General features: G+C 49.2%; 11 protein-coding genes. 5 read left to right on the top strand and 6 right to left on the bottom strand.

All coding sequences use genetic code 11. The features are described from left to right. Positions 1-1,986: DUF4347 domain-containing protein (locus AC0QH1_RS17585; protein ID WP_324632548.1), on the bottom strand; the 1,986-nt coding region annotated here is incomplete at its 3' end. An 850-nt stretch (positions 1,987-2,836) separates the two neighbouring features. Between AC0QH1_RS17585 and groL the strand changes: the two genes are divergently transcribed. The 3 genes from groL to AC0QH1_RS17600 all read left to right on the top strand — a co-directional run bounded on the left by groL (position 2,837) and on the right by AC0QH1_RS17600 (position 5,843). Further along, a complete protein-coding gene (gene groL, locus AC0QH1_RS17590) occupies positions 2,837-4,528 on the top strand; it encodes a chaperonin GroEL (protein ID WP_324632549.1) in 1,692 nt (563 codons plus the stop codon). A 232-nt stretch (positions 4,529-4,760) separates the two neighbouring features. Continuing rightward, complete coding sequence (locus AC0QH1_RS17595) at positions 4,761-4,994, top strand: hypothetical protein (protein WP_324632550.1); 234 nt, start codon at positions 4,761-4,763, stop codon at positions 4,992-4,994. 75 nt (positions 4,995-5,069) lie between these two features. Next, positions 5,070-5,843 carry a proteasome-type protease gene (locus AC0QH1_RS17600; protein ID WP_324632551.1) on the top strand — a complete coding sequence of 258 codons (774 nt, stop codon included), beginning with the start codon at positions 5,070-5,072 and terminating at the stop codon, positions 5,841-5,843. 89 nt (positions 5,844-5,932) lie between these two features. Here the strand turns inward: AC0QH1_RS17600 and AC0QH1_RS17605 are convergent, their stop codons facing one another. From AC0QH1_RS17605 to AC0QH1_RS17620, 4 genes are all read right to left on the bottom strand, one after another. Further along, positions 5,933-6,796: a transglutaminase family protein gene (locus tag AC0QH1_RS17605; RefSeq protein ID WP_324632552.1), complete on the bottom strand. Its 864-nt coding sequence runs from the start codon at positions 6,794-6,796 to the stop codon at positions 5,933-5,935. A gap of 64 nt (positions 6,797-6,860) precedes the next feature. Next, on the bottom strand, positions 6,861-7,877 hold the full coding sequence (locus AC0QH1_RS17610; protein WP_324632553.1) for an alpha-E domain-containing protein: 1,017 nt from the start codon (positions 7,875-7,877) through the stop codon (positions 6,861-6,863). Between the two features lie 109 nt (positions 7,878-7,986). Then, positions 7,987-9,420, bottom strand: coding sequence for a circularly permuted type 2 ATP-grasp protein (locus tag AC0QH1_RS17615; RefSeq protein ID WP_324632575.1), 1,434 nt, complete (start codon positions 9,418-9,420; stop codon positions 7,987-7,989). A gap of 393 nt (positions 9,421-9,813) precedes the next feature. Further along, entirely contained in the window at positions 9,814-10,401 is a 588-nt protein-coding gene (locus tag AC0QH1_RS17620; RefSeq protein WP_324632554.1) for a pyroglutamyl-peptidase I family protein, read from the bottom strand. A gap of 65 nt (positions 10,402-10,466) precedes the next feature. Here AC0QH1_RS17620 and hisH point away from each other — a divergent pair, with 65 nt between their 5' ends. Then, complete coding sequence (gene hisH, locus AC0QH1_RS17625) at positions 10,467-11,102, top strand: imidazole glycerol phosphate synthase subunit HisH (RefSeq protein ID WP_324632555.1); 636 nt, start codon at positions 10,467-10,469, stop codon at positions 11,100-11,102. On the opposite strand, the gene AC0QH1_RS17630 is transcribed toward hisH, so the two are convergent. Then, a complete protein-coding gene (locus AC0QH1_RS17630; protein WP_324632556.1) occupies positions 11,005-12,573 on the bottom strand; it encodes a P-loop domain-containing protein in 1,569 nt (522 codons plus the stop codon). The genes hisH and AC0QH1_RS17630 overlap by 98 nt on opposite strands. A 224-nt stretch (positions 12,574-12,797) precedes the next feature. Here AC0QH1_RS17630 and AC0QH1_RS17635 point away from each other — a divergent pair, with 224 nt between their 5' ends. Beyond that, positions 12,798-13,121 carry a TRADD-N-associated membrane domain-containing protein gene (locus tag AC0QH1_RS17635; RefSeq protein WP_324632557.1) on the top strand — a complete coding sequence of 108 codons (324 nt, stop codon included), beginning with the start codon at positions 12,798-12,800 and terminating at the stop codon, positions 13,119-13,121. Positions 13,122-13,224: the final 103 nt, after the last annotated feature.

The raw sequence follows: 13,224 nt of genomic DNA on the forward strand, positions 1-13,224 counted from the left end.
ACTTCCGGGGAGTAAAGGATGTACCAGTCTACCGTTTATTTCTTGTAGGGCACCGAGTTTCGGGTCGGCGATCGCGACATTTCCCGTCACATTTACATCTTGAGGGTCGTTGGGATTTTTGGCGGGAAATTGAATGTTTCCTCCACCATCGTTAAACTCAAACCCGGTTTGTTGCTTGACATTAAATCCATTGACTCCTACATTGTTGGCAACAATTGTATTGGTTAACGTGGTATTGCTTCCCCCTCCCCAAAAACCACCGCCTTGGAATCCGGCAACATTATTGGCAATGGTGGTGTTAACGATATTGGCATTAAATCCGCTGCTAATATTAATAACCATCGCACCGCCCAACCCCTGACTTCCATCAGCAGATTCTGCTCTGTTGCCAGAAAATGTACTATTGGTCAGGGTCATATTCGTTTTTTCACCCAGCCACAATCCCCCTCCTTGAGAGAGTGCTTCATTGTTAGAAAAGGTGGTATTGGTCAAGGTTAATTCACCATTTCCATGCCGCAATCCTCCCCCTAGGGCGTCTCCTTTTCCATCTTCGATTACTTTATTGTTGATGATGGTGCTATTTTCAACAATTACTTTGTCTGGAGGATAAACATATAAAAACAATCCGCCGCCTTGACCGGCTCCAATATTGCTATCAAATCGACTGTTGCGAATGGCAACGGTTCCGGAGTCTGGATCGTTATTGTCAGAAGCGCCATCGGTGTAAATGGCACCGCCATAACCAAAAGTTCCCGTTCCCGAAGACCCTGCAGTGGTGTCATTATTGGTAAAGGTGGAATTTTCTACGATTAGTTCGCTTAACAGGCTATTAATCGCACCGCCGTTAATTCCTTTGTTATTGGTGAAGGTGCTATCGGTAACTGTGGTGGTACTGAGGCTTTTTGTGGCGATCGCACCGCCGCCTCGTTCAGCATTGGTGGGGGTTGCATCGTTCCCATCAAATATGGTATTCGCAATCGTATTGTTGCTGCGAAACCCTACATAAATCGCCCCGCCACCTTCGCTATTGGCGACGTTATTTCTAAATTCGCTGTTTTCGACGATGAGAGTGGTGCGATTCGCCGTTCTAATTCCTCCACCTGCGCCGTCTACTCCAGTTCCGGTGGCATTTCCATTGGCAACAATTAAATTCCGCAGCGTAAACGTGCTGGGTTGGAAGTTATTATCTTCTTTAACATAAAAGACGCGACTGGCGTTATTGCCACTAATGGTTAATCCTGCCGCATTGGCCCCATCAATGGTTAAGTTTTTGTCAACCAGCAGCTCACCGCTGGTGAGGGTAATGGTTTGGTTGGCTAAACTACTGTCAAATGCAATGGTATCTCCCGGTTGTGCGGTTGAAATCGCATTCCGCAACGAACCGACACCACTATCATTCGCATTCGTTACCGTGACTGTGGCTAAAATACCGCGATATGATGCGATCGCTTGCGGTTGAAATGCTACCCTAGCTTTTATTTCTCCGGTGGTATAGTTTAAATCCCACGACCCTCCTTTACATGCGCTTCCGGTTAAATCTACCGACGCCGCAATATTTGTTTGGAGAATGTTACTCAACGTATCTACAAACTTTGTTCCTACACCTGCAGCAACATTACAGCCATAAAGCAGTATGTTGGCGGTAGGTTTGAGAGCGGTTTTCCATCGATTTAAAACACTTTTATCGCTCCATAGCGTTTCCGCACTCAACACGCCAGAACCGAGATGCAATCTGCCGCAACTTCCGTGGGAAACGATATGAACCGCATCTAATTGGCGATCGTTCTCGGCGTGGTTTTGCATCGCCGTGGCAATCTGTTCCACACCATCGCCGTCGCGATCGAGCAAAACAACCTCTATGCCTTCTTTGACTCCCGCTGCCAAAAATTCATAATCATCAATGCCAGTATCGATAAAAACTAGCGATCGCCACTGATTTTTTTGCCGTTCGGCGTTAGTGTTAAGTGAAGTGAAGTGAGCAACCATCCTCAGGACTCCAAAAGAATCTGTCAAGGTAGATACATCCCTGGAGTCATTCCGTCAGGCAGGATATTTTTAGGCAGATTCCACTGCAAACCTCCCCGCTTTATCAACTCTCTTTTACTCTATTCATCGATTGGGTTCGTTAACCGGATGACTAGCATTTTGTCTTGTTTGGAGAGTGACTAATTTACGAAATTAAATTATTTTCTGCGATAAAAAAATAGCTCTATATCAGCATGCCCATTCGGCTTAATCTCCTATAACTGATAACTTAACGGCGATTTTTCCTGTAAATATCAATTTTTTTCCTGATTAAATTTCCGATTGCACCACCCTGATGCAATTTATTAGGTTTCAACTGTATTTTCCTCCCTTTTTTTTACTATTTTTCGCCTAAACGTGAAATGATGCATCAGTATTTTTGCGGAAAATTATAGAGTTTTAAAAAAAAATTAGATTTGCCGATTTTCAAAAGAATCGGTGAAGATGGGGAGAGGAGTGTTATCCTACGAATAAAAAATTATGTATAGTCAGCGCCAACATCGTTCCCGGCGCTGGGGAAGCAAGAAGCAACACAAAGTATCCCCGACTGAAAATCGAGTCGGGGTCGAGGGGGTCTTGCCAGCATGACATTCACCCGAGGCGATCGCCTGGGGGGATCCCTACTGATTCCGACCCCTAGAGGATGCAGAAAGTTTCTGAGAGTATTGCCAATTACCAATTAACAATACCAGGTTAAATATTGACGATAAGAGTTTGGGTAGGGAATCGGATTTGTACGGTTTACACGAATTAGCACTCTGCGCCTAAGAGTGCTAAATTTTCTAGTTGGAGGAGATCGAGAAAGCGAACTATGGCAAAAATCGTTTCGTTTGACGAACAATCCAGACTGGCACTCGAAAGAGGCGTTAACGCCTTAGCCGATGCGGTCCGGATTACCCTAGGCCCAAAAGGGCGCAATGTGGTGCTCGAGAAAAAATTTGGAGCGCCCGACATTGTTAACGATGGTATCACCATCGCCAAGGAAATCGAATTAGAAGACCCCTTGGAGAACACCGGTGCCCAACTGGTGCGCGAAGTGGCCTCAAAAACCAAAGACATTGCCGGCGATGGCACCACCACGGCGACGGTTTTGGCGCAAGCCATGATTCGCGAAGGCATGAAAATCGTGGCGGCGGGATCCAACCCCGTAGCAGTACGCCGAGGCATCGAAAAAACCGTTGTCAAATTAGTCAAAGAAATTCAAGCGGTAGCGAAACCCGTAACTGGGGATGGAATCGCGCAAGTTGCCACCGTTTCTTCGGGTAACGACGAAGAAGTCGGGGAGATGATCGCCCAAGCGATGGATAAAGTCACCAAAGATGGGGTGATCACCGTTGAAGAATCCAAATCCCTAACCACCGAACTGGATGTAGTAGAAGGGATGCAACTCGATCGCGGTTACATCTCTCCCTACTTCGTCACCGACAACGAACGGATGGTGGTGGAATTTGAAAATCCCGCCATCTTAATTACCGACAAAAAAATCAACAGCATCCAAGACTTGGTGCCGGTGCTGGAAAAAGTCGCCCGGGCGGGGAACCCCTTGCTGGTGATTTCCGAAGATATTGAAGGCGAAGCACTGGCTACCCTGGTGGTGAACAAAGCACGGGGCGTCTTAAACGTCGCGGCGATTAAAGCCCCGGGATTTGGCGAACGTCGGAAAGCCATGCTGCAAGATATCGCCACTTTGACCAATGGTCAGCTCATTTCCGAAGAAATCGGTTTGAGCCTGGATACGGCGACGATGGATATGCTGGGTACCGCCCGCAAAGTGACGATTACCAAAGAAAACACCACCATCGTTGCTGAGGCGGACCAGAAAAACAAAGACGGCATCCAAAAGCGGATCGAACAAATTCGCAAAGAATTAGAACGCAGTGACTCTGACTACGACAAAGAAAAACTGCAAGAGCGGATTGCCAAACTTGCCGGTGGTGTGGCGGTGATTAAAGTCGGTGCGGCGACTGAAACCGAACTCAAAGAGCGCAAACTGCGGATTGAAGATGCCTTAAACGCCACGAAAGCGGCGGTGGATGAAGGAATCGTCCCCGGCGGCGGTACCACTCTAATTCACCTCGCCACGAAAGTGGATGAGATTATGGCAACCCTACCGGAAGAAGAGAAAATTGGGGCAATTTTGGTGAAAAAGGCACTGGAATCCCCGGTGCGCCAAATTGCCAACAATGCCGGTGTTGAAGGGTCTGTGGTGGTTGAGAAAGTGCGCGACACCGATTTCAACGTCGGCTACAACGCGCTGACCGGCGAGTATGTGGACATGATCGAAGCCGGAATTCTCGATCCGGCGAAAGTGGTGCGGTCCTCCCTGCAAAATGCAGCCTCGATCGCCAGCATGGTTCTGACCACGGAAGCCCTGGTGGTTGAGCAGCCCGAGAAAGAAGGTGCTGGCATGCCCGATATGGGCGGCATGGGCGGCATGGGCGGCATGGGCGGCATGGGCGGCATGGGCGGCATGGGCGGCATGGGCGGCATGGGCATGATGTAATGCCGCGCCCCCGCGCAGCCTATCGCGCATGGCCTCATCTCTAATTTTCTTTCAAGCAGTTTGTCCCTGGGGCAAGCTGCTTGATTTTTATCGGGCTAATTTAAAACAGATATAAAAATAAAATCCCTCCGGGGGATGTAGGGAGGGATTAGCGCTAAAGATGTCAAACACTTTCAGTCTTTATCCATTCTGGAGGGTTTATCGCCTTTTTACTAGGGGGCTGCATCCCCTGATGGGTGCTACCCCTGCTTCGCCCAATCCCGGGCAGCAAAAATTTGCTGGTGAAGCGGGCAAGGTGCCGATCGCTCAATCTGCTATTATCATATTCTGGCAGAATTGGCAAGGGTGCAATGGTTGTGGGTGGTTTGCGATCGCCCCCATGAGAAACACACCTTTGGGCGATCGCCTTTGCAGCAACCGCATTCTTTACTTTGCCGATCGCCGAATTAACCAGATTCGATCGTAAAATCCCCGGTATTTTCCCACGGAAGGGTTCCCGACAGCGATAAGATCCGATCGGTTCATCAATAAACCCCTTCTTATGACGTACTGTCTTGGCATCATCACCCGGTTTGGGTTAGTCATCGCTGCAGACTCTCGCACCAATGCTGGAGTCGATTACATTTCCACCTACCAAAAATTATTTGATTTCTCCTCGCCAGGAGAACGGGTGTTGCTTCTTTGCACATCAGGGAATCTCTCCATCACCCAAGCGGTGATTACTTGGCTGCAAAAAGACATCAAAAATCAAGCCGAACCGAATGTCCATACCCTTTCCACCCTCGAAGAAGTTGCCCGATATGTGGGCAGTAAACTGCGACAGATTCAGGAACAGGATCGACCCTGGTTAGAGCGCGATCGCATCGACGCGCAATGTAGCTTTCTTCTCGGCGGACAAATCCAAGGCGAAGCGCCCCAACTTTATCGGATTTACAATCAAGGCAACTACATCCACGCCACGAAAGAAACCACCTTTCTCCAAATTGGAGAAACCAAATACGGCAAGCCGATTTTAGACCGCACCCTTACCTTCGATACCCCTTTAAATGAAGCAGCAAAATGTGCTTTACTCTCTATCGATTCTACCATGAAATCGAATATTTCTGTCGGTCCGCCGATTAATATCGTTATGTGTGAAGCGGATAGCTTTGTCATTCGCCATCGGTTGAGATTGAGACTGGGAGACCCTTATTTGGCAAAAATCCGCAAACTTTGGGAAACCTACGTCAAAAAAGCCTTTGAAGATATGCCGGATGTAGAGTGGGAATATTATGAAGACGAATCCGAGGCCAAAGAAGACATTTTCATCGATTAATTCAATGAAAAAGAGCGGATTGTGGGGAAAGAGATTCCCTGTCATCTTTCCCCGTCACCCTTTTCCCCCAGCCGAATTTCCCACAGCAATCAGAACTTTTCCACGGGATTAATCGATAAATTCACGGTCATTTCTGACTGCACGCCGGTGCCGCGAAAGGTGCCATAAATTGGGGTGGTATGCTTCTGGATGGGGTTGGCAACTAAGGCAACATGGCGATCGCTCACGGGTTTGCCTTGAGAGGGGTCGAAACCCCTCCATCCCGCCCCGGGCAAATACACCTCGGCCCATCCGTGCAGATATCGGGTTCTCAAATTCGAACTTCCTTCCTGATATCCGCTAACAAACCGCGCCGCCAATCCCATCGCGCGACACAGTTCCATAAATAACACCGTTAAATCCCGACAACTCCCCTTTTTTCCGGTCCAGGTGAGGGCGGGAGGTAACGGGGAACCTTTTTCGCGAAATTGGTGTTTGCAATTCTCGTGAATGCGTTGGTTTGCTGCGGTGACAAATGCCTCAGTTTCCCCCTCAACTTCTTGCCAGATTTCTTGCGCTAGAGAAGTCACCACCGGGTCGATGGGCGTGGGGGTGCCCAAGGGTTGAAAGTAGTGCTGTAACTTTACCAGCAACGACGCCGGATAGTCAATGGGCAGCTTTGTGGCCCAGGATTCTAGGAGATAATTAAACGGATTCGATCGCAAAGTTTCCACTTCAGAGCGCACCAAAATTTGCAGGCGAGAGGTTTCTTGTTTGAACCACACGCGGATGAGATTATTGCCTTCGAGGTCGATGATATCGGAAATACCGGCAGGTTCGGGATAGATTTCCAGGGAAAAAAAGCGGAGGGCTTGAGTGGCATCAGTGCGCGATCGCAGTCGTATCGTATGGGGTTCTAATTTCACCGGCCTGCTATAACTGTAAATAGTTTCGTGAACGATTTGATAACGCATCTGGAATTTTCCCTAGATTAGCTGACGCGATCGCGCCCTTGACACACCCCACCATTATGCCGCTTCACGAGCGAATTAGCACCTGCGTCTGAGAACTCAACGGCGAAATTTGACGCATCAACGACCCATTATCCTCTGGTGGTTCCAGGGCAAAATAGGTGGCAAAAATGCGATCGCCCACGTGATTGAGCTGTTTTTGCAGGGTATTGAGAAACTCGTGCAAACCGGTGTCAAAAATATCTTCAATAGTCAGATATTCCAACTCCGAACGCAAGCGCCCCAATGCCCGTTCCGCCGGATCGCGCCAAGTTCCGGGGGGGGTGCCGGTAATTTGATGCAGCGATCGCTCGCCGCGCAGCAAGCAGAAGCGAATCGAACGGGGAAAACTCGCATCTAACACCAAAAACTCCGCCACATTTTTCGGCGTAATCCGATGCTGACACTTCCGGTACATCTCGTAAGCACTTGCCGAGCGCAGTAACGCCATCCACTGAATTTCATCCAACGTCGTCCCCACATCCTGCACCGAAGGAAGCAAAATAAAATACTTCACATCCAAAATCCGCGAGGTTTTATCCGCCCGTTCTAACAGTCTGCCAATTTGACCGAAATGCCACCCTTCATTATGGGTCATCGTGGCATCCATCACCCCAGCAAACAAGTGACTGGCTAACTTAACTTCTGTAAATAAATCGTGTAGGGTCGCTAAAGGCTGCCCCGGGGCGGCGTCTTTCACCATCATGTAAAAAGCATTCACCTGCTCCCACATTTCCGAAGAAATAATCTCGCGGATGGAACGGGCATTTTCTCGTGCCTCTTGCAGACAGGATAAAATCGAGTGTGGATACTCGCTATCGAACGTTAAAAAGTGAATCACGTTTTCCGCACTGATTTCCCCATAGCGTTCTTGAAACACGGGCAAATCCCCGGTAATTTTCACCAACGGATCCCACTGCTGCTCCATGCCCACGGGAGAATCCAGAATTAAATTTAAGTTCGCATCCACAAATCGGGCAATATTTTCGGCCCGTTCCACATAGCGATTGAGCCAGTAAATCGAATCGGCAACGCGACTGAGCATAAGCTTTTTTGAGGGTAGAGTTACAAAGGTTTTCAGAAAAAGCGGGGGAGAAAGAAGTGGCGGCAAAATCAGCCATTCCTCCGCTTGAAACAAGCAGGTTTGAGTGAGGTTAACTCGTTAACACCCAAGTGTCTTTACTACCGCCTCCTTGAGAAGAATTAACCACTAAAGAGCCTTTTTTGAGCGCCACGCGCGTCAATCCGCCGGGATTGACATAAACCTCTTTCCCATAAAGAATGTAAGGTCGTAAATCCACGTGGCAACCTTCAAAGTGACCGTCGATTAGGGTAGGAACCCGGGACAAACAAAGGGTGGGTTGGGCGATATAATTGCGCGGCGTTGCTTTAATTTTTTCGGCAAAGGCTTCTCGTTCTGCTGGGGTGGATTGAGTGCCAACTAACATGCCATAGCCGCCGGATTCATTGGCGGATTTGACCACCAGTTTATCTAAATTCGCCAGTACGTATTCCAGTTGCTTTGGTTCCCAACATAAATAGGTGGGAACGTTGGGTAAAATTTGGTCTTCACCCAAGTAATAGCGAATCATTTGCGGGACGTAAGCGTAGATGACTTTATCATCGGCGACGCCGGTGCCTAAGGCGTTGGCAATTCCCACGCGCCCCGCGCGATATACCTCCATCAATCCGGGGACGCCCAATAAGGAGTCGGAACGGAATTCGGTGGGGTCCATAAAGTCGTCATCGATGCGCCGATAGACCACATCTACGCGCTGGAGTCCCTTGGTGGTTCGCATTTGCAGGTATCCGTCGGCGACGACTAAATCTTTGCCTTCTACCAGTTCCACTCCCATTTGTTGCGCGAGAAAGGAATGCTCGAAGTAGGCGGAATTGTAAATTCCGGGGGTGAGGACGACAACGGTGGGGTTGGGTAAATTGGCGGGGGTAATGTTGAGTAAGGTTTCCAGGAGGTGGGAGGGATATTCGTCTACCGGTCGGACGTCCATCGTTCTAAAGACTTGGGGAAAGGTGCTTTTCATCACCCGGCGATTTTCGAGGACGTAGGAGACGCCGGAGGGACAGCGCATGTTGTCTTCGAGGACGTACCACTGCCCGTTTTTGTCGCGCACTAAGTCGGTGCCGGTGATGTGACACCAGAGGTCTTCTGGGGGTTTCAATCCGATGCAGGGTTCGAGAAAGCCTTTGGCGGATTTAATCAGTTCTTCGGGAATGATGCCATCTTTGATGATTTTTTGTTCGCCGTAGATATCGGCTAAGAAGAGGTTGAGGGCGTGAATGCGCTGTTTGAGTCCGCGATCGATGTAGGCCCATTCGTCGGCGACGACGATGCGCGGAATCAGGTCGAAGGGGAAAATGCGTTCGGTTCCTTCGTTGTCGCCGTAGACGTTGAAGGTGACGCCGAGTTTGAACATGGCAATTTGCGCCGCTTGTTGTCGCTGTTGCAGTTCCCCTTCGCTGAGAGAGTCGATCCGTTGGATTAAGGGGGTGGCTTGGGGGCGGGGTTGGCCCTCGGCGATGAACAGTTCATCGTAGAAATCCCCTGGTTCGTAGGTGTCGAATCGCACGGTCTGATGTCCCAATTGTATGCTCTACAGTAAAATTTGCTACAGTGGCGCTGAACCGACTGGTTAGTATTATTTTTTCTGAACGAATAAAGAGTCTCTAGTCGCCCTTGGATGGGGGTAATTGGTGAATTCCCCCAGACCATTACTGGTATAAAACTTGACGCGGGTTGAGAACAGTAGCTAGGACTACAAGTTTTTGGGGTCGAATTAATAAGTTTTGTTACAATTTCGCTGACCGATTAGAAAGAGTTATGGCCCGGTTTGCCGATCGCTCTTTTTCGCTAACCCGACATCGGTGGGCTGACCCTTGCCCGGTAACGGATTTTCTGTTAATCATTTGCAATTTTTTGGGGAAGGGCTGCACAACTGGTGGGCTGATTTCTGAGGGTGGGGTTAGCGGAAACCGAGGGGTAAGGAGGAAAGCTCCCGGGAGACGATCGCCCGACGGGTGGAGCGGATGCCCCAACGAGATAAGGTCTGGATAATTGTGAGAAAATCGGCCATAATGCAGTTGGTGTTTTCCGGCGTCAGGCGCGGCACGTGGACGAAAATACACTTAGTGAGAAAGCCCTGGCGGCTCAGGTGGCGCAGGAGGGCGTAATACAGGGCTTCGCACACAAAGTTCCCGGCATCGTGGCTGATGTCCGTGTCGCAGAGGCGGGAAACCAGGCGATCGAGATCCACGGGGGTGTAAAGGGTTCGTTCGCCGTTGCGGGCGCGCGATTCGATGCTGAGCCGCGATCGCGATTCCGCCATGCCGCAGCAGATGATAATATCCGGTTGCATTTGGGTGACGGTGGCGATCGCTAGTTCTGGGGCAAGTTGAAAATCTACCGGTAATTTCCGCAGAAATGTCAGGGATTGCGGACAAATGCCCGAGGGGGCAATCCCGGCAACTAATTCGAGCAAATCGTCCGAGGAATTGGACGGTTGATGCGATCGCCAGACATTAAAGGAGGTTAAGAGGATGGTTTGGTTCATAGAAAACGTGCAAATCGATTTATAATGGTCACAGCCTCGATAATTAGTGTAAGGGAAAAAGGGCAATGCCGGTCATCGCCGTCATCGATTATGATATGGGAAATCTGCACTCCGTGTGCAAAGGATTGGAAAAAGCGGGTGCGACGCCAAAAATCACGGACCTGCCAGAGGAGATATTGCAAGCTGATGCTGTGGTGTTGCCCGGGGTGGGAGCTTTTGACCCGGCGGTACAGCATTTGCGATCGCGCGATTTAGCCTCGCCGGTGAAAGATGCGATCGCCTCGGGGAAGCCGTTTTTAGGGGTATGTCTCGGATTGCAAATTTTATTCGACAGTAGCGAAGAGGGGAAGAAAAACGGGTTGGGGATTATCCCGGGGAAAGTTCGCCGCTTTCAGCACGAAGCGGGCCTCACCATTCCCCACATGGGCTGGAATCAGCTAGAATTGGCTCAGCCCGAGTTGGCCTTGTGGCAACAGTTACCGCCGATTCCCTGGGTGTATTTCGTCCATTCCTATTACGTGGACCCGGTGGATCCGGCAGTGCAAGCGGCAACAGTGACACATGGCACGCAAACCGTCACCGCCGCGATCGCCCGGGATAACATCATGGCGGTCCAGTTTCACCCGGAAAAATCCTCCGACGCCGGCTTGCAGATGTTGGATAATTTCGTGCAATGGGTGGAAAAAGAAGCGGGTAATTGAAATCCCGCCGTGGGGAATCGAAGCGGGCAATGCTATCGCCCGCTATCTCCCCTTCTGAATACTCCATAATCCGCCGATTCACTTCCTCGAATAACTTTCGCGTTTTCTTTAACTCCCGCTTCTTTTTCAGAAAATCGAGAAAACTCGTGTGATAGATGCTGTAGCAGCGTTCTCCTTCTATTTCGCGATCGCTCAAATACTCCACCCACCGATCCAACACCTTCTGCACGTCATATTCATCCGCCTCCGCAATCCCCGCCACCATCTCCGAGGGAATCGGCGTACCACTTTCCACTAAAATAAACAGCACGATGGTCATAAATTCCCCCGGTTCTGTCTCCATGCCCATCCGCACCCAATGCTGTTGATAGTACCCTTCCAACCCTTCCGGCAAATCCTTTAATTCCAGGTCATCATATTGACCCTTGGCAATGGCGGGTAAAACATAGCGCAGGTACATAAAATTATTTTGACTTTTGTCCGCCACACAGTCGATAAACTGTTGCGGCAAAATCTGACGCTGTTGCATCCACTGCTTCAGCGCCTCTTTATGCTCTGGGTCTTCATTAATAAATAAGCGAATGTACGCTTTCACGTCTGCCTCACTCAATTCTGCATATTCGCTTGCCGTTAAATCCAACTGCGCCTCCGGCACTCCCGGCGACACAAACAAGCGTTTTTTCTCCAAAGTGTAGGGACGACGAGTCAGCAAAAAATAAACTCCGTCTGGCAGAGTTGTCGGTAAATGTAACAGATTGTCCCCCGGTTCTCGATCCACCTCATCCAGGGCATCCACCACAATCGCCAACCGTTTCTTATCGGTCAGTTTTTGCGCCACCTTTGCCAGCAACGTCGGCAAATCATCCGCCTCCGCATTTTGCAATTCATACCGCTGAATCAGTTGTTGCCGAATGCTTCGCAAAAACTGTTTTGGAGTATTCCGCCGTTCCGCCAGCACGTTAAAATAACAGGGAGCAAAAGTATCCGAAACATATTTGGCAGCAATGGCACTTTTTCCCATTCCGGCATCGGCAACTAAGGTAAAATAACCGCAAGGGTTCTCGCGCATAAACTTCTCGAACTCGGCAAACACAAATTGACGTCCGCAAAAGGTGCAAGTCTTTTCTTGAATCAGCGCCTTAAATTCTGGGGGATAAGAGAGTTCGGGCGTTGGATTGACCGAGGTTATGGGGCCTGGTTTATAATATTTTGAAGTTAAATAATTACGGAGTATCTTTAATTTACCTGCTCCTTTTTGTGGTTCTAAATTTGGGCAAGTATGGCCAAATTTTTGATAAATGTTTCCCAGGCGTTTTTTGACATTTGGCAGGGTTGTTTGTAGTTGAGCGGCCAATGTCTTCTGAGAGATGTGTTCATTTTCCGAAGGAAGTGCCGCGAGTAACGTCGCTTCCTCGTCGGGACTCAACCCGTGCTTTCTAGCTTCTACCTCGACAAATTCCTGCCAGTCCATAGAGTTTCACCTCATTTCAGGTCAGCTACTATTATAAAGGCGAGACCCGGTTCGCGCAAGCACCTTCTCCTAAAATTAGACCCACTTGTACTTTTCTTGTACTTTGGCTATACCTCGATTAGATAGACTTTTTTTAGACCTTTCTCTATACCTGTTAGATGTAAATTTGAGAGAAATCGTGCCAGCATAGTAATGAAGAAAAAAACAAGTGAAGGAACTTGCAAATGAAGTATTTCCCCCCTTTCGACAATCCCCTTTCCGAAATCGAACAGGAAATTTTCCGTGAATTATTGCGACAAGCGCGACGCAGCTATAACCTCGCTTCTGTCCTTACCGCTGCATCTGCTATTATTCTGATGGCCGGTGTCGGACTGCTTTATTTAGACAAAATTCCCGAAGCAAGCGTCACCGCCGCCGGGGGATTGTTAGGAAGTCTCACCAGCGTGCAATATGCCAAAGAGGCAAAAGACGAACTGCGCGATATCCTCGATGAATGGCAACAATCTCGCCTATCGGTTAATATTGTTTTGGATGAGTTTCGGCATTAAAAAGGCATTTTTTTAACCAAGACCCGCACCCGAGAAACGGCCTATTTTTGCGGGTCTTTTTATTGGGAACATGAGTCGGCGTCGGCGGAGTATAGCCTGCTTC

This window comes from Phormidium sp. CCY1219 (assembly GCF_055795085.1).